At 73.5% G+C, this 23,544-nt stretch carries 17 protein-coding genes; 11 read left to right on the forward strand and 6 right to left on the reverse strand.

What is annotated here, in order from left to right; all coding sequences use genetic code 11:
* Position 1 precedes the first annotated feature (1 nt).
* Together AB0I60_RS06365 and AB0I60_RS06370 are read left to right on the forward strand one after the other, a co-directional pair.
* Positions 2–1,303: a cytosine permease gene (locus AB0I60_RS06365; RefSeq protein WP_360726193.1), complete on the forward strand. Its 1,302-nt coding sequence runs from the start codon at positions 2–4 to the stop codon at positions 1,301–1,303.
* A 15-nt stretch (positions 1,304–1,318) separates the two neighbouring features.
* Positions 1,319–2,251: a LysR family transcriptional regulator gene (locus tag AB0I60_RS06370; RefSeq protein WP_360726195.1), complete on the forward strand. Its 933-nt coding sequence runs from the start codon at positions 1,319–1,321 to the stop codon at positions 2,249–2,251.
* Between the two features lie 122 nt (positions 2,252–2,373).
* On the opposite strand, the gene AB0I60_RS06375 is transcribed toward AB0I60_RS06370, so the two are convergent.
* The 5 genes from AB0I60_RS06375 to AB0I60_RS06395 all read right to left on the reverse strand — a co-directional run bounded on the left by AB0I60_RS06375 (position 2,374) and on the right by AB0I60_RS06395 (position 7,888).
* Entirely contained in the window at positions 2,374–3,768 is a 1,395-nt protein-coding gene (locus AB0I60_RS06375) for a M1 family metallopeptidase (RefSeq protein ID WP_360726196.1), read from the reverse strand.
* A gap of 77 nt (positions 3,769–3,845) precedes the next feature.
* The gene (locus AB0I60_RS06380) at positions 3,846–4,946 is read right to left on the reverse strand and encodes an ABC transporter permease (RefSeq protein WP_360726197.1); all 1,101 of its coding nucleotides are present in this window, start codon (positions 4,944–4,946) and stop codon (positions 3,846–3,848) included.
* Complete coding sequence (locus AB0I60_RS06385) at positions 4,947–5,828, reverse strand: ATP-binding cassette domain-containing protein (RefSeq protein ID WP_360726198.1); 882 nt, start codon at positions 5,826–5,828, stop codon at positions 4,947–4,949. It lies immediately after the preceding gene.
* 96 nt (positions 5,829–5,924) lie between these two features.
* Positions 5,925–6,596, reverse strand: a complete 672-nt coding sequence (locus AB0I60_RS06390; protein WP_360726200.1) for a response regulator transcription factor — start codon at positions 6,594–6,596, stop codon at positions 5,925–5,927.
* A complete protein-coding gene (locus AB0I60_RS06395; RefSeq protein WP_360726201.1) occupies positions 6,593–7,888 on the reverse strand; it encodes a sensor histidine kinase in 1,296 nt (431 codons plus the stop codon). Before AB0I60_RS06395 ends, AB0I60_RS06390 begins: the two co-directional genes overlap by 4 nt.
* Before the next feature lie 93 nt (positions 7,889–7,981).
* On the opposite strand from AB0I60_RS06395, the gene AB0I60_RS06400 reads away from it, so the two are divergent.
* Together AB0I60_RS06400 and def are read left to right on the forward strand one after the other, a co-directional pair.
* Positions 7,982–8,497, forward strand: coding sequence for a helix-turn-helix domain-containing protein (locus AB0I60_RS06400; RefSeq protein ID WP_360726202.1), 516 nt, complete (start codon positions 7,982–7,984; stop codon positions 8,495–8,497).
* A complete protein-coding gene (gene def / locus AB0I60_RS06405; RefSeq protein ID WP_360726203.1) occupies positions 8,494–9,009 on the forward strand; it encodes a peptide deformylase in 516 nt (171 codons plus the stop codon). Before AB0I60_RS06400 ends, def begins: the two co-directional genes overlap by 4 nt.
* Before the next feature lie 70 nt (positions 9,010–9,079).
* Here the strand turns inward: def and AB0I60_RS06410 are convergent, their stop codons facing one another.
* The gene (locus AB0I60_RS06410; RefSeq protein WP_360726205.1) at positions 9,080–9,649 is read right to left on the reverse strand and encodes a snapalysin family zinc-dependent metalloprotease; all 570 of its coding nucleotides are present in this window, start codon (positions 9,647–9,649) and stop codon (positions 9,080–9,082) included.
* Positions 9,650–9,866: 217 nt separating this feature from the next.
* Here AB0I60_RS06410 and AB0I60_RS06415 point away from each other — a divergent pair, with 217 nt between their 5' ends.
* The 7 genes from AB0I60_RS06415 (at position 9,867) to fxsT (ending at position 23,527) form a co-directional block, all read left to right on the forward strand.
* Positions 9,867–11,573, forward strand: coding sequence for an alpha-glucosidase (locus tag AB0I60_RS06415; RefSeq protein ID WP_360726207.1), 1,707 nt, complete (start codon positions 9,867–9,869; stop codon positions 11,571–11,573).
* Between the two features lie 156 nt (positions 11,574–11,729).
* Complete coding sequence (locus AB0I60_RS06420) at positions 11,730–13,079, forward strand: 3' terminal RNA ribose 2'-O-methyltransferase Hen1 (RefSeq protein WP_360726209.1); 1,350 nt, start codon at positions 11,730–11,732, stop codon at positions 13,077–13,079.
* On the forward strand, positions 13,079–15,565 hold the full coding sequence (locus tag AB0I60_RS06425) for a polynucleotide kinase-phosphatase (protein ID WP_360726210.1): 2,487 nt from the start codon (positions 13,079–13,081) through the stop codon (positions 15,563–15,565). The genes AB0I60_RS06420 and AB0I60_RS06425 overlap by 1 nt, the downstream gene beginning before the upstream one ends.
* Before the next feature lie 241 nt (positions 15,566–15,806).
* Entirely contained in the window at positions 15,807–16,631 is an 825-nt protein-coding gene (locus tag AB0I60_RS06430; RefSeq protein WP_360726211.1) for a hypothetical protein, read from the forward strand.
* Between the two features lie 88 nt (positions 16,632–16,719).
* Positions 16,720–18,183: a hypothetical protein gene (locus AB0I60_RS06435; RefSeq protein WP_360726213.1), complete on the forward strand. Its 1,464-nt coding sequence runs from the start codon at positions 16,720–16,722 to the stop codon at positions 18,181–18,183.
* Entirely contained in the window at positions 18,180–19,235 is a 1,056-nt protein-coding gene (locus tag AB0I60_RS06440) for a MoxR family ATPase (protein WP_360726214.1), read from the forward strand. The genes AB0I60_RS06435 and AB0I60_RS06440 overlap by 4 nt, the downstream gene beginning before the upstream one ends.
* The gene (gene fxsT / locus AB0I60_RS06445; protein ID WP_360726216.1) at positions 19,235–23,527 is read left to right on the forward strand and encodes an FxSxx-COOH system tetratricopeptide repeat protein; all 4,293 of its coding nucleotides are present in this window, start codon (positions 19,235–19,237) and stop codon (positions 23,525–23,527) included. Before AB0I60_RS06440 ends, fxsT begins: the two co-directional genes overlap by 1 nt.
* Positions 23,528–23,544: the final 17 nt, after the last annotated feature.

The raw sequence follows: 23,544 nt of genomic DNA on the forward strand, positions 1-23,544 counted from the left end.
CATGGCCCACGACGACTACTCCCTGCGCCGCCTGCCGGACTCGGCCCGCTGCTCCTGGGTGTCCGTGGCGGTGCAGCGGTTCGGCCAGGTCTCCTCGTTCCACCAGTTCCTGCTGGGCGCGGTGCTCGGCTTCGGCATGACCTTCTGGGACGCGGTGCTGGCGATCACCCTCGGCGCGGTGATGCTGGAGGTGGTCACCGTCCTGATGGGTGTGGCCGGGATGCGCGAGGGCCTGTCCACGTCCGTGCTGGCCCGCTGGGCCGGGTTCGGCGCGCGCGGCTCCGCCCTGGTGGGCCTGCTGGTCACGCTCAGCCTCGCGGGCTGGTTCGGCGTGCAGAACGACGTGTTCGCGCACGGCCTGCACGCGCTGATGGGCGGCCCGCCGGTGTGGGCCTGGGCGGTGTTCGGCGGTGTCGCGGTGACCGGGATCGTGGTCGCCGGGTTCCACACCATGGCCTGGACCGCCTACCTGACCGTGCCCGCCTTCCTGCTGCTGGCCGGGTACGCGATCACCCAGGAGCTGAGCCGGCACGCGCTGGCCGACCTGGTCGCCATGCCGCCGCCCGGCCCGGCGCTGACCGTCGCGCAGGGCACCACCCTGGTCGCCGGCGCGTTCATCATGGGCGCGGTCATGACACCCGACATGACCCGCTTCAACCGGCGGGTCGGCGACGTGGTGAAGCAGACCCTGATCAGCGTCACCCTCGGCGAGTACCTGATCGGGCTGACCGGCGTGCTGCTCGCGCACGCCGCGCGCAGCTCCGACGTGGTCGCCGCGATCACCTCCACGTCCGGCGTGCTCGGCACGCTCATCCTGGTCACCGCCATCATGAAGATCAACGACTGGAACCTGTACTCGGCCTCGCTCGGGCTGGTCAACACCGTGCACGTGCTGGCCGGGCGGCGGCTGTCCCGCTCCACGGCCACGGTCGCCCTCGGCGTGCTGGGCACCGTGCTGTCCGCGCTGGGCATCCTGGACCACTTCACCACGTTCCTGACCTGGATCGGCGTGATCACGCCGCCGGTGGCCGGGATCGTGATCGCGGAGTACTTCGTGGTGCGCACCTGGCGCCGCGAGCTGGCGGAGTCCCGCGCGACCGGGGAACTGCCGGCCGACCCGCCGGACTGGGTGCCCGCGTCGCTGCTGTGCTGGGCGGTCGGCGCGGCGGTCGGCGCCTTCGTGCCGGTCGGCATCCCGACGATCAACTCCGTCGTCGTCTCCTTCGCCCTATACGCTCTGCTCGGCAGGACTGTCGGGGTCATGAGGCCGCCGCCCGGATCCCGCGTCGACACGCACCGCTAGACGGGATGCGACGACATGGAACTCGACGTCCACCACCTGCGCCTCGTGCAGGCCATCGGGGTGACCGGCAGCCTGTCGGAGGCCGCCGTGCTGCTGGGCATCAGCCAGCCGGCGGTCAGCGGCAAGCTCAAGCGGCTGGAGAACACGCTGGGGCAGCGGCTGTTCGACCGGGGGCCGAACACCGCCGCCGCGCCCACGCCGACCGGTGAGCTGCTGCTGGACCGGATCAGCGCGGTGCTGCCGCTGATGGAGGGGCTGGTGCGGGACATCGAGGCGCGCACCGCCGCGCCGGCCCTGCCGAGGGTCGGCGGGGTGTGCTCGCCGATCCTCGGCCACCTGCCCTCGATCGTCGGCAACCGGCTGCCCGGCGGCGCGGGCGCGTCGCTGTTCGACAGCGAGTGCCGCGAACTGGTGGTGGACCTGGTCGCGCAGCGCCGGCTGGAAGTGGGTGTGGTCAAGGACTACCCGGGCTTCGAGACGGTCGCGCCCGCGTGCGTCGGCATGGCCGTGGTCGCCCACGACCCCACGCTGGTGCTGCTGCCCGAGGACCACCCGCTGGCGCGGCACAAGGTCATCGAGCTGGCGCAGCTCGCGGAGGAGGAGTGGGCGCTGCCCGCGCCGGATTCCAGCCGGTTCCACGAGTACTTCCACCGCACGTGCCGGGAGTTCGGGTTCGCGCCGCGCGTGCGGTACACGTCGGAGTCCTACGGGATGACCCTCGCGGCCGTGCGCAACGGCGCGGTCGGCCTGTCCCAGGCGGCGTGCGAGGGGCACCAGAACGTGGCGGTGCGGCTGCTCGCGGACGACGTGCTGGCCCGCCGCTTCCTGCTGGTGTGGCACCGGGAACGGGTGTCGACGGGCTGTTCCCGGCTGCTGGTCGCGGACGCGGCGGCGGCCTACCGCGAGGAGTGCCGCACGTCCCCGGTCTTCTCCCGCTACCTGGCCTGACCCGGGCACCGTCCCCGGAGTCGGAGGTTCGCGGTGCACACGGGCAGAACCCCCCGGTCATGCGGAAAGGGTGTCCGCCGGTCGGCCCTCCGGCCGGCGGACACCTCCCACCCTGCGAGTGGTCAGCGGTGTTCCGCCGGAGGGGCGGTGGTGCCGTGCACCCACGCCTCGAAGAACGCGGCCAGGTCCATGTCCGCGACCGCGCCCGTGTACAGCTCCCAGTCGTGCCAGCCCTGGTTCCAGTTGTCGTTGATCTCCGGGAACTCCCGCAGCACGGCGAAGAACTTCTCGTCACCGATCTTCTTGCGCAGCGCGTGCACCATCAGCACGCCCTTGTCGGTGACGGAGAACTCCCGGCCCCGGCCCGGGTCGGCGAGCTTGCGGCCCCAGAAAGCGGAGTCCGCACGGCCCAGCGCGTCCTGGTAGCGCTGCTCGACCGGCGTGCCGCCCCGGGACTGCTCCCACAGCCACACCAGGTAGCGGGCGAACGACTCGACCAGCGGCTGGTCCTGCCACATCTTGATGGCGAGCTTGTTGCCCCACCACTGGGCGGCCACCGCCTGCACCAGGGCGGCCTGGTCGGCACCGGCGCCGTAGACCGGCCTGCCCTGCGACGGGTGCGCGTAGCCGAGCCGGTCGGCGACGAACACGCCACCGGCCGTCGGGTACGGGTAGGGCCCGAGCTTGCCGCTCAGGAACTCCACCACCGCCGGGAGGGACGCGGCGAGCGCACCGGCGTTCGTGCCGGGCGCGAACGCGTCGAGCACGGGCGTGCCGCCGGGCAGCGCCGACTCCCGCACGGTGAACCGGTCGACGGCGATCATCGTCGCGGACGGCGCGATCGGCGTCTCCTCCGCCCACCGTCCCTTGTGGACTTTGTCGCGCACGCCGTTGGACACCACCGTCCACCCGGCCGGCACCGCCGCGTCGAGGTGGAAGGTCGCCTTGTCGGCCGTGGTGTCGTTGACCGGGAACCAGGTCGTGGCCGAGTGCGGCGCACCGGCCGCGAACGCGCCACCGGTGCGGGACACCCGCCAGCCGGTCACGCCGCGCGGCGTCGCCTCGGCCACCGGCCGACCGCAGTAGACGACCTCGACCTTGAACTGCGCGCCCGCCTCCAGCACGGCGGCGGGCGTGATGACCAGCTCGTGGTCCTTGGCCCGGCTGAACCGCGCCGGCACGCCGTCGACCTTCACCGACGTCACGGACAGCCCGCGCAGGTCCAGGTTGAACCGGCTCAGCCGCTGGGTGGTGGTGGCCGTGACGACGGTGCGGGCGCTCAGGAAGCGCGCGTTCGGGTCGTAGGCCAGGGAGACGGCGTAGTCGGCCACGTCGTAGCCGCCGTTGCCGTCGGTGGGGTAGTAGGGGTCGACACCGAGCACGGTGCCGTTCGGCGCGACGTGGACGTACCCGTCGGTGCCGATCGTGTCGTCCGCGTGCGCCGGTGGGGCGCACACGGACAGGCCGCACAGCAGCAGGGTGGCGGACGTGACCGTCCGCCGTATCCGCACAGCCATAGGGGAACCTCTCGCGCGCAGGGTCAGGGCCGGGCCAGTCTCGTTCGACCGCCCGGCCCACGACCACTGCCACTTCCCTATGTCCGGGCGTTATCCCGGCCCGCCCACGCCTTGGACAGCGCGAGCTTGCCCCCGGTGTGCATCAGCGACCCGGAGTACAGCCGACTGGCCAGCAGCACGATCACCACCACAGCGCCCGCCAGCAACCCCATGGACACCACGGCCTCCCACGCCTGCGCCTGGCCGGCGAACAGCCGCACGGGCATCGCGATCGCGGCGGAGAACGGCACGAACGACAGCACCGCCATCACGGTCGCGTTGTCGGAGAAGAACAGCACGCCGAAGTAGGGGCCGAACACCAGCAGCATCACCAGGCCCATGCTGGAGCCCAGGTCCTCCTGCCTGCTGACCAGCGAGCCGGCCACTGCCCACATCGACGCCAGCAGCACGAAACCCAGCAGCAGGAAGGGCACGAACCAGCCCAGCGCGGGCGCGACCAGCGCGAGCAGTTGCGAGTGCCCGCCGATGCTCAGCGCGATCGGCGTGACGGCCGCGATCACCGCCACCTGCCCGAGCGTGAGCAGCGCGTGCCCGACGATCTTGCCCGCGAGCAGGGCGCGCACCGGGATCGTGGACACCAGGATCTCCACGATCCGGGTCTGCTTCTCGGTCACCGTGCTCTGCGCGATCGCCGCGCCGCCCATCCCGAACATCAGGAACACCAGGGAGAACACCATGATCACGAGCTGCCGCAGGCCGTGGCCGACCTCGGAGGGCGCGAGCAGGTCGACCGGGGGAGCGGTGCGCAGCGAGGCCAGCACGTCGACCGGCGGGTCGTTCAGCGCGACCACCCGCAGGCCCGTCGCGGACTCCCCGCTGTCGTCGGGCACCACGGCCGCCTCCACCTCCTCGGCCCGCACCAGCTCCCGCGCGGCCTCCGGGTCGGCGACCTGCCGGACCTCCAACCCGCTGTCCGCCAGCACCTCGACGGCCCGCGACCCGACCGCCGCGACCTTGGTCTGGTCGCCGCCCAGCACGGTGGGCAGCACGGCCGAGGCGAACAGGCCGACCACGATGACCGCCAGGCCGACCCAGAAGCCCTTGGTGCGCAGGAAGGTCCTGACCTCGCGCTCGGCGACCAGCCGGGTGGCGGTGGCGAAGCTCTGCTTCCCGGTCATCTAGATCGCCTCCATGAAGATCTCGTCGAGCGTCGGCACCACGGGGCTGAAGCCGCGCACCGGGCCCTTGCGCAGCGCGGTCTCCAGCACGGCCTGGTCGGCGTCCGGCGCCAGCGGCTCGAACACCGCGCGCGACCCGTCCACGTCCACGACCCGGATGCCCGGGACGTCGCGCACCCACCCGGCGTCGGAGTCCACGACCAGTTCGAACCTCGGCGTGCCGTACCGGGCGCGCAGCTCGTCCCGGGCACCGCTCGCGGTGATCTTCCCGCCGGAGATGATGACCACGTCGTCGCACAACCGCTCCACCAACGACAACTGGTGGCTTGAGAACAGCACCGGGACGCCGGCGGACGCGCGTTCGCGCAGCACCCCGAGCACGGTCTCCACCGCGATGGGGTCCAGGCCGGAGAACGGCTCGTCCAGGATCAGCAGCACCGGGTCGTGCACCAGGGCGGCGGCGATCTGCGCGCGCTGCTGGTTGCCCAGCGACAGCTCCTCCAGCCGGTCCCCGGCGCGGTGGCCCAGTTCGAGCTGCTCCAGCAGCCGCGCGGTGTTGCGCCGCGCGGTGTCCCGGTTGAGGCCGTGCAGCCGGCCCAGCCACTGGATCTGCTCGCCGACCCCCATCTTGGGGTAGAGGCCGCGCTCCTCGGGCATGTACCCGAACCGCTGCCGCACCTGCCCGGTCACCGGCTCGCCGTGCCAGGTGACGCTGCCGCCCTGCGCGGCCAGCACACCGAGCACGATCCGCATGGTGGTGGTCTTGCCCGACCCGTTCGCCCCCAGGAACCCGGTCATCCGCCCGGGGCGGACCTCGAACGACACCCCGTCGAGGACCCGGTTGTCACCGAAGCTCCGGCTGATCGACGCCACTGTCAACATGCCCACACGCTAGGCGGTCGCCGGGGCGGGGCACGTCCGACGCCGGACCGACCTCCGCCGTCCTCCGCGAGGAGGACCCGCGACCCGGGCGGCCGGTCACCCCTGCCCGGGTGCGACGATCCCGTGCTCGTAGGCGAAGACCACCGCGTGGGTGCGGTCGCGGAGGCGGAGCTTCGCCAGGATGCGGGACACGTGCGTCTTCACCGTCGTCTCGCCCAGGAACAGCGCCGTGGCGATCTCCGCGTTGCTCGCGCCCCGCGCCAGGTGCACCAGCACCTCGAACTCCCGGTCGGTCAGCTCGGCCGGGCGGGTGGCGGGCACCAGCGGGCCGGGGGTGGCGAAGCGGGCGATCACCCGACGGGTCACCTCGGGTGCCAGCAGGGCGTCGCCCCGGGCCACCACCCGCACCGACTCGACCAGGTCCTCCGGGGACGAGTTCTTCAGCAGGAAGCCGCTCGCCCCCGCGCGCAGGGCCTCGAACAGGTAGTCCTCGCGGTCGAAAGTGGTCAGGATGACGATCTTGATCGGGTGCTCGGCACCGGCCGGGCCGAGGATGCGGCGGGTCGCCTCCAGGCCGTCCACGCCGGGCATCTGCACGTCCATCAGCACCACGTCGGGCCGCAGCCGCTCGGTCACGGCCACCGCCTCCACGCCGTCCCGGGCCTCGCCGACCACCTCGATGTCGTCCTCGGTGCCCAGGATGACCCGGAAGCCCGCGCGGACCAGGTCCTGGTCGTCGGCGAGGACCACGCGCAGCGGGCCGCTCACGCGGGGAACCACGCGCGCACCCGGTACCCGCCGCCGCGCCGGGGCCCGGCTTCCAGCCGACCGCCGTGCACGGCGACCCGCTCGCGCATCCCGACCAGCCCGAACCCGCCGCGCTCCGGCACGCTCGACCGGCCGTGCCCGTCGTCGGCCACCTCGACCTCCAGTTGCGTCTCCAGGAACCGCACCCGCACGTCCGCCCGGCGCGCGCCCGCGTGCTTCACCACGTTGGTCAGCGACTCCTGCACGATCCGGTACGCCGAGAGCGCGACGCCCTCGGGCACCGGGCGCGGCTCGCCGAACACGCCGTGGTCGACGTCCAACCCGGTGGACCGCGCCATCGCGGCCAGCTCGGGCAGCTGCTCCAGGCCCGGCGAGGACGTCTCGCCGCCCTGGTCGGGTTCCTCGTCCGGCTCGGCCCGCAGCACGCCCAGCAGCCCGCGCAGCTCGCCGATGGCGGTCCGCGCGGTCTCCTCCACGGTGTGCAGCGCCGACCGCGCCAGCTCCGGGTCGCGGTCGAGCACCCGCCGCGCCGCGCCCGCCTGCACTCCCATCACCGACACGTGGTGCGCCACCACGTCGTGCAGGTCGCGGGCGATGCGGATGCGCTCGGCGACGATCGCGCCCCGCGTGTTCTGCTCCTGCGACCGCCGAAGCTGCTCGCCCCAGTGCGCGAGCTCCGCCCGCCGCCGCGCGGACAGCCACGCCATGCCGCCGAAGAAGTAGGCGGACACGAAGAACATCAGGTTGAACACGATGCCGTAGAGCACCGAGGCCAGCACCGGGTCCAGCGGTCCGGCCGCGTGCTCGAACGGCGGCGCGGGCTCGATCGTGAACCGCACCATGGCCCACCCGAGCCAGGCGAACATGGCCACGATGACGCCCAGGCGCACCCGCCGCGCCCACACCCGGTCCGGCGCCCACGCGCCCGTGCTGTACAGGGCGATGAACAGCGCGATCGACGGCACCAGGTTGTCGGCGACGAGCCGCGCCTGACCGGCGATGAACACCGCACCGACCACGACCGGCACGACCAGCGGGTACCGCCGGCGCAGCGCCAGCGGTGCACTCACCGCCACGCCCCAGGCGCACTGCTCGGCCAGGGACGGGCCGGTGCCGCCGGGCTGCGCGCCCATGCTGGTGACCAGTGCCGTCATCACCACCGACCCGGCGGCCACGCCGAGGGCCAGCCACCAGTCGTGGCGCAACCGCGCGCGGTCCGGGCGCGGCCGGCGCCACTGGCTCCAGTCGAGGTCCCCGGCCTGCTCGGGCGGGTCGTCGGGACGGGGCGTCATGCCCAGAACGTAGCTTGCGTTCGAGGTCGGAAGGCCGGGGGGTGTGCACAGCAAAGTTTGCACAGCGATCTTTGCACAGTGTAGTCTGCGATCATGGGCACCGACGAGGACGTCGAGCTGGACCGGGCCCGCGCCCGCAGCCACCCGTTGCGGCTCGCGCTGCTGGAGTTGCTCGCGCGCGGGCCGCTCACCGCGACGCGGGCGGCCGGCGAACTGGGCACCAACAGCGGGGCCACGTCGTTCCACCTGCGCCGGCTCGCGTCGTTCGGGCTGGTCGAGGAGGTCACGGGGCACGCGGGCCGGGAGAAGCCGTGGCGGCTCGCAGGTGCGCCGGAGGACGCGCTGGACGAGCGCGACGACCTCCGGTACGCGCAGTGGCGCGAGCGGCGGCACCGCTACCCGGAGCGCTGGCGGCGGCAGTCGACGGCCGGGTGGACCGTGCACCTCACGCCGGAGGAGCTGGACGCGCTGGCCGCGTCGGTCCTCGACCTCGTCGCGCCCTACTTCGACCGCGAGCGGGACCCGGCGGCGCGGCCGGCCGGGTCCGCGCCGGTGGTGCTGACCACCCGGATGTTCCCGCTGGCCGCCCCCGAGGAGTTGGCACCGTGACGATCCGCCGGATCGTGCCGTTCGGCACCCCCGTGCTGCACGCGCGCACCCGCCCCGTGGAGCGGTTCGACGACGAGCTGCGGCTGCTCGTGGCGGACATGTACGAGACCATGGACGACGCGCCCGGTGCCGGGCTCGCCGCCAACCAGGTCGGCGTGGACCTGCGGGTGTTCGTCTACGACTGCGGACCGGACGCACGCGGCTGCCTGGTCAACCCCGTGCTCGAACGCCTGGACGGCGGCCTCCAGGACGGTGGGGAGGGCTGCCTGTCCGCGCCGGGCCTGGGCTACCCGACGCCGCGCGCGCTCAACGTCCGGTGCTCCGGGTTCGACGAGCACGGGGTGGCGCGCGTGGTCACCGCGTCGGGGTACCTGGCGCGGTGCTTCCAGCACGAGGTGGACCACCTCGACGGCGTGGTCTACGTGCAGCGGCTGGGCGGCAAGGCCCGGCGGCGGGCGGAGCGGGACGTGGTGGGCTCCGCCTGGTACCAACGGTCCACAGTGGACTTCTGAACTCCCCCGGAACGCCCGTGGGGCGGCCGACCGGCCGCCCCACGGGTGGTTCCAAGCCCCACGGGTGGGGTCAGTACACGTAGCACTCCTTGCCGCTGTAGCTCGCCGCCCGCAGGTCGGCCGAGGCCAGGGTGCCCCGGAACTTGCGGTCGACCTCGGCCTTCTCGGCCGCGTTCGGCAGGTCGTTCTTGCACGTCGCCGGCGCGCTCGACCCCGACATGAGGTCCGTGCACAGGCCGGTCCGGCGGTCGGGCAGGCCCAGGATGTGCCCGATCTCGTGGGTGGTGATGCGGGGCCGGTAGTGGCCCTGCTGCACGGCCTGGCGACCCATGTACACCGTGCCGTTGCCGAGCGAGGTCGGCATCGCCCTCGGCCAGCCGTTGTCCGCGTAGATGCGGATGTTGGTCGGCGTGCCGGGGCCCTTCTTCGCCAGCTTGACGTTGGCGACGGACTTGTTCCAGTTCTCCGCTGCCTTGTCCCAGTCGGCCACGAACTCCTGGGCCTGGCTGGTGTCGTAGTACAGGGTGCGCACCAGCGCCTGGGACTCCGCCGCCGTGGCACTGGGGGCGGTGACCGCCACCAGCGGCAGCAGCGCGCCCAGCGCCAGCACGGCGGCACGCGCGACCTTTCGCACGAGCATGGTGATCTCCTTTGAGCAGGGAACAGCGGGGAGCCCTCTGACAGGGGGGTGGCTCCCCCCGCCCAAGTAACCAGGCGTAGCGGAGTATGAACAGACCCGTACGTAGGGTTTAAGGGTCACCGTCGTGGTACCCGGGGTGTTCATCGCCCGGTTGTCGTAACGTGTTGGGCTGTCCGTGGGCACGACCTGTCATAAACACCATCCATAAAGGACGTTGATGACCCTCGAACCGGTGCCGTGGTGGACCTCGGCCGTCGTGTACCAGGTGTACCCGCGCAGCTTCGCGGACGCGGACGGTGACGGGATCGGCGACCTGCGCGGCGTGGAGTCCCGGCTCGACCACCTGGAGCGGCTGGGCGTCGACGTGCTGTGGCTCTCGCCCGTCTACGCCTCGCCGCAGGCGGACAACGGCTACGACATCTCCGACTACCAGGCGATCGACCCCGTCTTCGGCACGATGGAGGACTTCGACCGGCTGCTGGCCGCCGTGCACGCGCGCGGCATGAAGCTGGTCATGGACCTGGTGGTCAACCACACCTCGGACGAGCACCCGTGGTTCGTCGAGTCGCGGTCCTCGCCGGACAGCCCCAAGCGGGACTGGTACTGGTGGAGGCCACCGCGCCCGGGGTTCGCGCCGGGCGAGCCCGGTGCGGAACCCACCAACTGGGAGTCGTTCTTCTCCGGGTCGACGTGGACCCTGGACGACGCGTCCGGCGAGTACTACCTGCACCTGTTCGACCGCAAGCAGCCCGACCTGAACTGGGAGAACCCGGAGGTCCGGAACGCCGTGCACGAGATGATGCGGTGGTGGCTCGACCGGGGCGTCGACGGGTTCCGGATGGACGTCATCAACCTGATCTCCAAGGACCCGGAACTGCCCGACGGGGCACCGACCGGGACCGGCGGCCTCGGTGACGGCTTCCCGCACTTCGGCACGCGCCCGCGCGTCCACGAGCTGCTGCACGAGATGCACCGCGAGGTGTTCGGCGACCGGCCGGGCCGGCTGCTGACCGTCGGCGAGATGCCCGGCGTGACCCCGGAGCAGGCCAAGCGGTTCACCGACCCGGCGCGGCGTGAGGTGGACATGGTGTTCCAGTTCGAGCACGTGTCGCTCGACCACGGTCCGGGCGGCAAGTTCGACCCCCGGCCGCTGGACCTGCGCGACCTCAAGGCGTCCCTGGGCCGGTGGCAGGCCGCGCTGGGCGAGGTCGGCTGGAACAGCCTGTACTGGAACAACCACGACCAGCCCCGGGTGGTGTCCCGGTTCGGCGACGACGACCGCTGGTGGCGCGAGTCCGCGACCGCGCTGGGCACCGTGCTGCACCTGCACCGGGGCACGCCGTACGTCTACCAGGGCGAAGAGCTCGGGATGACCAACGCGCCGTTCGCCGGCCCAGCCGACCTGCGCGACGTCGAGTCGGTCAACCACCACCGGGACGCCGTGGCGGCGGGCGCGGACCCGGCCGAGGTGATGCGCGGCATCCGCGCGATGGGCCGGGACAACGCCCGCACGCCCGTCCAGTGGGACGCGGGCACCTACGCCGGCTTCGGCGCGGGCGAGCCGTGGCTGCCGGTGAACCCGAACCACACCTGGCTCAACGCGCAGGCGCAGTACGACGACCCGGCATCGGTCTTCAACCACTACCGGCGGTTGATCGCGCTGCGGCACGAACTGCCCGTGGTGGCGTTGGGCGACTTCCGGATGCTGCTGGCCGACCACCCCCGGGTCTACGCCTACGAACGGGTGCTGGAGGACGTCCGGCTGCTGGTCGTGGCCAACATGGGCGACGCCACCGAGGTGGTCGAAGTCGACTGGCCGGCCACGGACCCGGTGCTGTCCAACGTCGAGCCGGCGCGGCTGGACGGCACGGTCGAGCTGACGCCGTGGGCGGCGCACGTCTACGTGGCGGGCGGCGAGGGGTAGCCGCCCGGTCGGTCCGGCTCCGCCGGGTGCCGGGCTGTCGCAGGTCGCGGAGCACCGGACCGGTCCGGCTCGACAGGGGCCGGCGGTCGCGGGGCACGGAGGGCAGATGTGCTTATTCGCGCGCCCGCGAGGCACCTCCTCGTCCACACTGGACCGGTGCTGTTGACGCTGACCACCACCCACCGCCCGGCGACCGACCTCGGCCACCTGCTGCACAAGCACCCCGACCGGGCGCAGTCGTTCTCCACCTCCGCCGGTCCCGCGCACGTCTTCTACCCCCGCGCGGACGAGGAGGAGTGCACCGTCGCCCTCCTGCTGGAGGTCGACCCCGTGGGGTTGGTGCGAGGTCCCGGCAGCACCCTGACCCAGTACGTGAACGACCGGCCGTACGTGGCCGGCTCGCTGCTCACCGTCGCGCTGGGCACGGTGTTCCGCACCGCGATGAACGGCCGCAGCCGCACCCGGGAGGAGCTGGCCGCGACCCCGATCCCGCTCTCCGTGCGCATCCCGGTGCTGCCGCACCGCCTGGTGGAGCAGCTCTTCGCGCCGCTCGGCTGGAGCGCGGCGATCACCCCGATCCCGCTGGGCGACGGCGAGGACTCGCGGTACGCCGACGTGACCCTCACCGGCACGCTGGTGCTGTCCGACGCCCTCAAGCACCTGTACGTGCTGCTGCCCGTGCTCGACGGCAGCAAGCACTACTACGTGTCCGAGGACGAGGTGGACAAGCTGCTGCGCGCCGGCGAGGGCTGGCTCGGCGCGCACCCCGAGCGCGAGCTGATCACCACCCGGTACCTCGCGCGCCGCCGGCCGCTGGTGCGGTCGGCGCTGTCGCGGCTGGCCGACGTCGAGGGCGTCGAGCCGGAGGAGCTGGACAACGCGCTCGACGAGCCGCGCGTCTCGCTCGCCGCGCAGCGCCGGGACGCCCTGGTGGCGCAGTTGAAGGAGGCCGGCGCGCGGCGCGTGCTCGACCTCGGCTGCGGCGGCGGGGCGCTGGTGCGCGCGCTGCTGGCCGACCCGTCGTTCACCGAGGTGCACGCCGTGGACGTGTCGGCGCGGGCGTTGCAGGTCGCCGCGCGCAAGCTCGGCCTGGAGCGCATGGGGGACCGGCAGCGCGAGCGGCTGACGCTGCGCCAGTCGTCGCTGACCTACGCCGACCCGGAGCTGGCCGGGTACGACGCGGCCGTGCTGATGGAGGTCGTGGAGCACCTGGACCCGTCCCGGCTGCCCGCGCTGGAGAACTCCGTGTTCGCCGTGGCCCGGCCGCGCACGGTCCTGGTCACCACGCCCAACGCCGAGTGCAACGCGCTGTTCGAGACGCTGCCGGCCGGCCAGTTCCGGCACGCGGACCACCGCTTCGAGTGGACCCGCGCGGAGTTCCGCGCGTGGGGCGACGGGGTCGCCGCGCGCCGGGGCTACACCGCGCGCTACCTGCCCGTCGGGCCGGAGGACGCCGCACTCGGCGCACCGACCCAGCTCGCGGTCTTCACCCTGGGGGACGACTGATGGAACTCAAGATCCCGGACCTGTGCCTGGTGGTGCTGGTCGGCGCGTCCGGCTCGGGCAAGTCGACGTTCGCGCGCAGGCACTTCGCGGCGACGCAGGTCCTGTCCAGCGACTACTTCCGAGGTCTGGTCTCCGACGACGAGAACGACCAGTCGGCGTCCGGCGCGGCGTTCGACGTGCTGCACTACGTGGCGGGCAAGCGGCTCGACGCCGGGCGGACCACCGTGGTGGACGCGACGAACGTGCAGCGCGCCGACCGCGCGCACCTGCTGGAACTCGCGCGCGAGCACAACGTCCTCGCGGTGGCGATCGTGCTGGACACGCCGGAGGAGGTCTGCCTGGCGCGCAACGCCGGGCGGCCCGACCGCGACTTCGGCGCGCACGTCGTGCGCCGGCACCGCGCCGCGCTGCGCAAGTCGCTGAAGCACCTCGCCAAGGAGGGCTTCAAGAAGGTGCACGTGCTGCGCGACCAGTCCGCTGTGGACAGCGCGGTGATCGTGCGGGAGAGGCTGTTCAACGACCTGCGCCACGAGTCCGGCCCGTTCGACGTGGTCGGCGACGTGCACGGGTGCCGCGCCGAGCTGGAGGAGCTGCTGGTCGAGCTGGGCTACGGCCTGGTGCACGACGGGGCCGGCCGGGCCGTCGACGCGGTGCCGCCCGCCGGCCGCCGCGCGGCGTTCGTCGGCGACCTGGTCGACCGGGGCCCGGACACCCCCGGCGTGCTGCGCCTGGTGATGGGCATGGTCGACGCCGGGCACGCGCTCGTCGTGTGCGGCAACCACGAGCAGAAGCTCGTGCGCGCCCTGCGCGGGCGCAACGTCCAGGTCAAGCACGGGCTCGCGGAGTCGCTGGCGCAGCTCGCCGAGGAGACCGACGAGTTCCGGGCGGCCGTCGAGCGGTTCTGCGACGGCCTGGTGGCGCACTACGTCCTGGACGGCGGCGACCTGGTGCTGGCGCACGCCGGCCTGCCGGAGCGCTACCACGGACGCGCGTCCGGGCGGGTGCGCAGCTTCGCGCTCTACGGCGACACGACCGGCGAGACCGACGAGTACGGCCTGCCGGTCCGCTACCCGTGGGCGAACGAGTACCGGGGGCGTGCGACCGTCCTCTATGGACACACGCCGACGCCGGAAGCCGAGTGGGTCAACAACACCATGTGCCTGGACACGGGCGTGGTGTTCGGCGGCAAGCTGACCGCGCTGCGCTACCCGGAGCGCGAGGTGGTCTCCGTGCCGGCGCACCGGGTCTGGTACGAGCCGGTGCGGCCGGTGGTCGCGCCGGAGCCGGAGCGCGCGCCCGACGTGCTGGCGCTGTCCGACGTGACCGGCCGCCGCACGATCGAGACGGCCCACCGGGGGCGCGTCACCGTGCGCCCGGAGCAGGCGGCGTCGGCGCTGGAGGTCATGAGCCGCTTCGCGATCGACCCGCACGACCTGCTGTACCTGCCGCCGACCATGGCACCCACCGCGACGTCGCGCCGCCCGGACGTCCTGGAGCACCCGGAGGAAGCCTTCGCCGAGTACCGCGCCGCCGGCGTGCGCGAGGTGATCTGCGAGGAGAAGCACATGGGCTCCCGCGCGGTCGTGCTGGTGCGCCGGGACTCCGGCGCGATCCACACCCGCACCGGCCGGCCGTTCTTCGACGGCCCCCTCGCGGAGGAGTTCCTGGACCGGGTGCGCGAGGCGGTGACCGGGGCGGACCTGTGGGGCCGCTTCGACACCGACTGGCTGCTCCTCGACGCCGAGCTGCTGCCCTGGAACGCCAAGGCGGCGGGCCTGATCAAGGAGCAGTACGCCGCCGTGGGCGCGGCGGCCGTCGGCGCGCTCTCCGTCGCGGCGGACGTGCTCGCGGCGGCGTCGGCGCGCGGCGTCGACGTGGCGGACCTGGCGGCCCGCACCGGCTCCCGCCTGGCCAACGCCACCGGGTACCGCGACGCCTACCGGAACTACACCTGGCCGACCGAAGGGCTGACCGGCCTGCGGCTGGCGCCGTTCCAGCTCCTGGCGGCGCGCGGGCGGACGTTCCACGACCGCGACCACCTGTGGCACCTGGACGTGCTCGGCGGGCTGGAGGGCGAGATCTTCACCCGGACCCGCCACCGCGTGGTGGACACCGGGGACGACGCCCAGGTCGCCGACGCCGTGCGGTGGTGGGAGGGGCTCACCGCCGGCGGTGGCGAGGGCATGGTGGTCAAGCCCCTGGCCAACCTGGTGCGGGGCGAGCGCGGCCCGGTGCAGCCCGGCATCAAGGTCCGGGGCCGCGAGTACCTGCGCATCATCTACGGCCCGGACTACACCGAGCCGGACAACCTGGCCCGGCTGCGGCAGCGCAACCTGGGCGCCAAGCGGTCGCTGGCGATCCGCGAGTACGCCCTCGGCCTGGAGGCCCTGGAGCGCGCGGCCCGGGGCGAACCGCTGTGGCGCGTGCACGAGTGCGTCTTCGCGGTCCTGGCCCTGGAGTCCGAGCCGGTCGACCCGCGCCTGTAGCGCCGGCCACCCGCCGGGCGGCCCCACCCCGGCCGCCCGGCGGGTCCGGCCGTCGACCCCCCGACCGGCCCAGTGCGGGGTGCCGGGCCGGACCCGCCCTTGGTCCTGCCGGGCGATCATTCGCGTCACCCCTCACGCCACCGGCCCACTCGTGGCTACCGTGTGGTCCCGGGCACCGGCCAGGTGTGGCGAGGTGATCGCAGTGCCGTCCAACGGGTTTCCGCCGCCGTACACCGTCGTCGTGTTCACCGTCGACCACCCCGGCGGTCCCGGCTGGACCGGCGGAGCGGTCGGCCGTGGACCGGCCGACCGGCTCCGGGTGCGCCGCGCGGTCGAGGGCGCGATCTCCCGGGCTTTCGCCGATGCCGTAATTCGATGGGATTCCGACCGCGCGCGCGAAGGCGTCGGCGGCGGGCGGATCTTCATTCCGCCGCACCTGCCGGGAGTGGTGCTGCTGAATCGCGCGGCCCGGTGCCTCGCCGGGGTTTCGGGCGAGCTGCGCGGGCCGCCGCGCATTCGGCTGGGTTTGTGCGCGCGGCCGGTCGACGGGTGCTGCGCGCGGTTCGCCGGTGCGGGTGCGGACATCATGCTCGCGGGCCGGCGATTGGCATCCGCAGAATTGCGGGAAAATTGTGTCGATTCAACGGAGATGATCTCCGCCACCGCTCCGGGAATGCCTCTCCCGGTCGCCCCGGCAGTGCCGGCCGACCCGACCGGGCAGTTCTCCGCGCCACCGCAGGACCGGGGCCGAGCGGTCGGCGACGCCCTGACCGCCCTGGTAGAAGCCCTGCTGGAGGTGGCGGTCATCCGGGACGACGGGATGCGGCGCATGGTGCTGACCCTGCTGCCGCCACCGGTCGGCGCGGCGGTGCCGCACCACCCGAGCGTCCGACCGCACGTATTCGAACTGGTCCGGACTTGTCGTGATTACGACGATGGGATGAATGCGCTCTTCCGGGTGTTGCGCGATCTGGAGGGCGACTCGATCCCGTTGCGCCGGGCGGAAGCAGCGGCCCGCCAATGGCTCGTCCGCGAAGAGGGATCGGATTTCGGCTTCCGGCCCTAAGATGCCCGGAGGGGGTGGTGGATCGGTGCACGGCGGCAGAGCACAAGGGGGAGATGTGCGGACACCTCAGGAACCGGAACAGGAAGTCTTGTGGCAACTCGTCGATTCGCTGAGCCGGATCCCGGTGCTGGGCGAGCTCCAGGGGCGGAGCCTGGTGGTGCGAATGCTCTGCGAGGAACTGGGAGAGGTGCTGCCGATCGAGGAGCGGCCCTACCAGCTCATGCACCTCTACGACATCGTCGTGGCGTGCCGGCAGCGGCCCCTCGGGCTGTCCGCGCTGGTGCGCGTGGTGGACCGGCTGGACAAGGGCTCGCGGCACATGGTGGAGGTGCGCGACGCGGTGTTCGACATGACCGTGCTGCCGTTCTGGCCCGCCGACGTCCGGCACACCGTGCTCACCCTGCTGCGCGAGGTGAACGTCGAGGACGTGGACGAGGTCTACGCCTCGGTAGCCGGGCCGACCGCGCCCCGGCTGCCGTCGAACTCCGGGTACCTCAACGCCTTCAGCCTCCTGGAGACGCTCAACGCGCGCCCGGACGGCCTGCCCAAGCCGCTGGTGTTCATCGAGCACCTGGCGGCCCGCGCCCGGCCGGAGGTGGCGCTCGAACTGCACCGCTGGACGACCGCGCAGGGCGAGCGGCTCGGGCTGGTCGAGGAGCTGCGGGCGGTCCGCCACGACATCCGCAGCGCCAAGGCCGCGCTGACCCGGCACCGCGAGTCCAACGGCTTCCTGGTCTTCTCGCTGCAGCGGATCGGCGCGACCGGCGACCGGTTCGAGCTGGTGCACTGGCACCAGCTCGGCCTCCAGGACGGGTGGTACCCGATGCGGGTGGCCGAGCACGTCGGCGACCTGGAGTCGGTCAAGCACAAGGTGATCGAGCTGATCGTGCGCGTCGAGGCCGACTGGGCCGAGTTCGACCCGGTCTACCGGGTGGAGTTCGTGCTCTCGGCGGAGATGCTGAACCTCGACGTCGACCAGTGGAACTGGGAGACCGACCCGGACGGCGAACCGCAGCTCCTCGGGTGCCGCTACCCGGTCGTCGTGCGCAGCCTGGAGCGGATGGGCAAGCGGCAGTGGCACCGCGAGTGGCGGTCCCGCTGGGCGGAGCTGGCGGTGCAGCTCGACACCACCGGGACGGTCGACCCGGTGGCCACGTGCTGGGGCCGCGACGGCGACCCGGGCGGCCCGCGCGCGCTGACCGCCGCGTTCGACCAGCGGCCCGCAGCGGTGGCGCTGGTGCTCGGCGCCCCGCCCCGCGCGGAGTCCTCGGGCCGCGACGAGATCGCGGTGGGCCTGCGCGCGGGCGTGCCGCTGGTCCTGTGGCACCGCGAGCGCTGCGACGAGCGGTTCTTCGCGGCGGCGCGCGACCTGCTGCACGCCGGCGGCCGGCACGACCTGCTGGAACGGGTGCGGCTGGCCCGCATCGAGGCTTTCAAGCGGGGCTCGGACGACGAGGTGTGCGGCGGCGCGCTGACCATCCTCTACGACGACCCCCACCGGATGATGGTGCCCCTGCACCCCAGGGCGCCGGAAGGAGCTTCGGCGGCATGAGCACCGATCCGGGGACCGCCGCGCGCGGCCCGTCGCACGGCGAGTGGGGTCTGTACCGGGGCACCGCGCGGAAGGCGGTCGCGCCGGCCGGCCCGTGGCCCGCCGCGCCGCCGTGGCGGCGGTTCACCGGGCAGGGCTCGGCGTCCCGCCCGGCCGACGACGGCGGCGAGGCCGACCGCCACGTGGGCGACGTGCCCGGCGCCGAGCGGATACCGAACCCGCGCGAGGTCGACATGGTCAACGCCGCGATCCACCTGCGCCGCCCGCTGCTGGTCACCGGAGAGCCGGGCACCGGCAAGTCGACCCTGTCCTACGTGATCGCCCGGGAGCTGGGCCTCGGGCCGGTGCTGCGCTGGCCGGTGACCAGCCGCACCCGGCTCGCGGACGGCCTCTACCACTACGACGCGATCGGCCGGGTGCAGGCGACGGCGGCCGGCGACCGGGACGCGGCCGGCGAGACCGACATCGGCCGCTACCTGCACCTCGGCCCGCTGGGCACCGCCCTGCTGCCCTACGACCTGCCGCGCGTGCTGCTCATCGACGAGCTGGACAAGGGCGACATCGACCTGCCCAACGACCTGCTCAACGTCTTCGAGGAGGGCGAGTACGAGATCCCGGAGCTGGCCCGGATGAGCGGCAGCCGCCCGGAGGTGGTGGTGCGCACGGCCGACCACGGCGGCACGGCGGCGGTGACCGAGGGCGTGGTGCGCTGCCGGGAGTTCCCGGTCGTCATCATCACCAGCAACGGCGAGCGCGAGTTCCCGCCCGCCTTCCTGCGCCGCTGCCTGCGGCTGCACGTCGACCCGCCGGACTTCGCCCGGCTGGGCCGGATGGTGGCGGCGCACTTCGGCAGCCCGGACAAGGTCGAGCTGGACGCGCTGATCGGGCGGTTCCTGGAGCACGGCAGGCAGGTCGGCGGCCTCGCGGCGGACCAGCTCCTCAACGCCGTGCACCTGTCCGTGCAACTGGCCACCTCGGGTGCCTACCGCGCCGACCACGACTGGGACGAGCTGCTCCGGTCGATCTGGCACCCGCTCAGCCCCGACGCGTGATGGACGGGCCGGAACGCGAGTGGGCGGGCGTCCGCGCGGCGGTCGGCCAGTCGGCGCGGTGGGCCGCCGAGCCCGTCGCGGACCTGGCCGGCGGCGCGCTGTCGCTGCGCGAGGTCCGCGACGCGATGTGGCTGGCCATGGTGCTCAGCGGCGCGGGCCGGCTGCCCTCGGCGCACGACTCGCCGTGGCGGCTGCCGTCCACGGCCGGCGGGGAGGGCGCGGCGCGGCCGGAGCCGCCGGCCGAGCCGCCCGGACAGCCGGCGGCCGGACCCGGGCGCGACCCCCGCAGCGGCGCGGAGGACCCGGCCGCCGGGGCGCGGCTGCGCGAGTGGGCGATCAACTCGCGCGGCGCGGTGAGCGGGCGGCCCGACGAGGGCGGTCGCACGCAGGGCGCGTCCACCGCGTGGCCGACCGTGCCCGCGCTGCCGGACCGGCGGTGGATCGCCCGCGCGCTGCGCCCGCTGATGCGGGGCACGCCCTCGCCGCGCGACGAGGAGCTGGACGAGGAGGCCACCGCCGTGCGGGCGGCGCAGGACCGGCTGTGGGTCCCCGAGTGCCGCCCCACCTACTGGCACCCGCTGGAGGTCGTGCTGGTCGTCGACCAGGCGGGCCTGATGCCGGTGTGGCAGCAGACCACCCGCGAGTTCCGCGACCTGCTCGCCCGCCAGGGCGCGTTCCGCGACGTCCGCCTGTACCACGCGGACTTCTCCGTGCGCACGCCCGCCGAGCTGGTGCTGCGCCCGGAGACGGCGGACCGCGCCGGGGCCCGGCCGCTGGGCTGGCACCGCCTGGTCGACCCGACCGGGCGGCGGCTCGTGCTGGTGATGACCGACGCGGTCGGCGAGGCGTGGTACAGCGGCGCGGCCGAGCGCGTGCTGTGGCACTGGGGGCAGCGGATGCCGGTCGCCGTGGTGCACATGCTCGACCAGCGGCTGTGGCACTGGGGCGGCCTGGCCACCCGGCGGGTGCGGCTGTCCGCGCCCGCGCCCGGTGCCGCGAACGCGCAGTTGCGGATCCGGCCGGCCGAACCGGGCTTCGCGTTCCCGGACAGCGCCGCCGGCGGTGCCACGCCGGTGCCCGTGCTGGAGCTGTCCGGCGACTGGTTCGCCGGCTGGGCGCGGTTGCTGGGCGTGCCGGGGGCGGCGTGGGTGGAGACCACCGCCGCGATGGCGCACCCGGTCGACGGCGACCCGCCGCCGGAACCGCCGGAGGTCGCCGAGGAGGCGGGCGGCTCCGCGCGGGCCCGGGTGCTCGGGTTCCGCACCGTCGCGTCGGCGGCGGCCTTCCAGCTCGCCGGCCTGCTGGCCGCAGCGCCGCTGGACCTGCCGACCATGAAGCTCGTGCAGCGCGTGCTGCTGCCCAAGACCGGGCTGTCCGTGCTGGCGGAGGTGCTGCTGGGCGGGCTGATGACCCGCAGCGACGACGACGGGCCACCGGACGTCTTCTACGACTTCCACGTCGGCGTGCGCGAGGAGCTGCTCGCGGGCTCGCACCGCGCGGACACGGTCCGGGTCGCCCGGTTGGTGGCCGACCACGCCGACCCGGGCGCGACCGCGCTGCACAACCTGGCCGCCGCGATCGACCGGCCCGACACCGAACTGCCCGAGATCTCACCCGAGAACCTGCGGCACATCCGCGTGCAGGAAGCGGTGTTCCGCGCCCTGTCGGGGCCGTACCTGCCGAGGGCGAAGCGGCTGGCCGCGCTGCGCTCCCGGCTGGGCACCGGCACCGGGGGACAGCGAGGCGCGGCCGGGGTGTCCCCTGCCGGAGGAGGCGACATGACCAGGCGTGACCAGCCGGAAGAACCCGGGCAGCTCCCGCAGGTGTGGGGCCGGGTCCCGATGCGCAACAAGGACTTCGTCGGCCGGGAGGAGCTGCTGGAGCAGCTGCGCCGCAGACTCGCCGAGGGCGGCGCGACGGCCGTCCTGCCGGAGGCGCTGCACGGCCTGGGCGGCGTCGGGAAGTCGCAGACCGTCGTGGAGTACCTGCACCGGCACGACTCGGAGTACCAGCTCGTGTGGTGGGTGCCCGCCGAGCACTCGGCGCAGATCAAGAACAGCTTCGTGGAGCTGGCGCGCAAGCTCGACCTCCCGGCGGGGTCGGCCGACGCCGCCGTGCCCGCCGTGCTGGAGGCGCTGGCCGAGGGCGAGCCGTACCCGCGCTGGATCGTGGTGTTCGACAACGCCGAGCGCCCCGAGGACCTGCGCCGGTTCCTGCCCACCGGCCCCGGCCACGTCGTGGTCACCTCGCGCAACTCCGACTGGAGCGGCCACGCCCACGCCGTGCAGGTCGACCTGTTCACCCGCGACGAGAGCATCGAGCTGCTGCACCGCAGGGGCGGCGAGATGGATGCGGCCGAGGCCGACGCGCTGGCCGCCGCCCTCGGCGACCTGCCGCTGGCGATCGAGCAGGCGGCGGCGTGGCGGGCGCAGACCGGGATGCCGGTGGCGGAGTACCTGGAGCTGCTGCGGCTCAACCGGGTCGAGCTGATCGAGGCGGGCCAGTCCGACGACGACCAGCTCCCGGTGGCGGCGGCCTGGAACGTGCCGCTCAACCTGCTCGGGCGCGACCACCCGGCGGCGTTGCAGCTCCTCCAGATCTGCGCGTTCTTCGGCCCGGACCCGATCTCGCTGCTGCTGTTCCGGGGCGTGCGCGACGCGCCGGTGCCGCCGGAGCTGGAGGAGGCCCTCAACGTCCCGATCAAGCTCGACCGGGCGATCCGCGAGATCAAGAAGTACAGCCTGGCCAGGATCGACCACCGCAGCAACACCATCCAGCTCCACCGGCTGGTGCAGGCGGCGGTGAAGAACCGGCTGGACGCGGAGGGCCGGGAGAACCTGCGGCACGCGGTGCACGTGCTGCTGGTCAACGGCGACCCGCAGGTGCCGGAGGTGGCGTCCAACTGGCAGCGCTACGCCGACCTGCTGCCGCACGCGGTCGCGTCGGAGGCGATCGACTGCGAGTACACCTGGGCCCGCGCCATGATCACCAACTTCGTCAAGTACCTGCTGGCCAGCGGCGACTACGACGGCGCGATCGACCTGTCCGAGCACGGCGTCGAGATCTGGCGCACCACGCTGGGGGAGGACAGCCTGGAGACGCTGGAGATGCGCCGGCTGCACGCGGTCGGCCTGCGCCGGTCCGGGCGGGTGCAGGAGGCGATCCTGCTCAACGACCGCACCTACGAGACCCTGCGCAACGCGGTGGGCGACGACCACGAGCAGGCCATCAGCATGAGGGACGTGATCGCGGCGGACCGGCGCTCGCAGGGCCGGTTCACCGAGGAACTGGCCATCCAGGAGGACGTGCACCGCGCGGCGTGCCGGGTGCTGGGCGAGGAGGACCCGAACACCCTGCGCTACGCCAACAACCTGGCGAGCTGCTACCGGTTGATGGGCGCGTTCGACCGGGCGTACGCGCTGGACGAGGAGACCCTCGAACGCCGGATCGCGGTCCTCGGCCCGGACCACCTGTGGACGCACCGGTCGCAGAGCGGGCTCGCCACCGACCTGCGCGAGCTGGGCAACTACGAGCAGGCCCGGCAGATGCAGGAGGCCACGCTGCGGCGGCAGCGCGAGCTGTTCGGCGAGGACCACCCGCACACCATCGGCACGAGCCGCAACCTGGCCGTCTCGCGCTGCCGGGTCGGCGACCACGAGGGCGCGCGCGAGCTGGCCGAGGACTGCTACACCCGCTACCGCCGCCGGTACGGCGAACGGCACCTGGACTCCATCACGTCGCTGATGACGCTCTCGGTCGACCTGCGGCACCTGGACGACATCGGCGGCGCGCTGGAGCAGGCCGAGCGCAGCCACGCGCTGTTCACCGAGATCCAGAAGGAGGAGCACCCGCACACGCTGATCGCGGCGACCAACCTGGCCGTGGACTACCGGCTGGCGGGCCAGGTGGAGCGAGCCGCCGACCTCAACACCCGGGTGACCGCCACGCTGCACCGGATCTTCGGCAGCAACCACCCGTTCGCCCTGGTCAGCGCTACGAACCTGGCCAGCGACGTGGCGTCGCTCGGCGACCACGAGCGGGCCCGCGAGCTGGACGAGGACACCCTGGCCCGGTCGACCGGCGTGCTGGGCCCGGACCACCCGTCGACCCTGGCGGTCGCGCTGAACCTGGCGATCGACTTCCGGAACCTGGGCCTGGTCGAGGAGTCCTCGGAACTCCAGCTCAGGACGGTCGAGGGGCTGCGCCGCGTGCTGGGCGAGAAGCACCCCACGACCGTCCTGGCCACCAAGCTGGTGCGCGCCAACTGCGACATGGACACCATGCAGCTGTGAGCTCGCGGGTCCTGCGC

Source organism: Actinosynnema sp. NPDC050436 (assembly GCF_040655415.1).
Classification (GTDB): Bacteria; Actinomycetota; Actinomycetes; order Mycobacteriales; family Pseudonocardiaceae; genus Actinosynnema.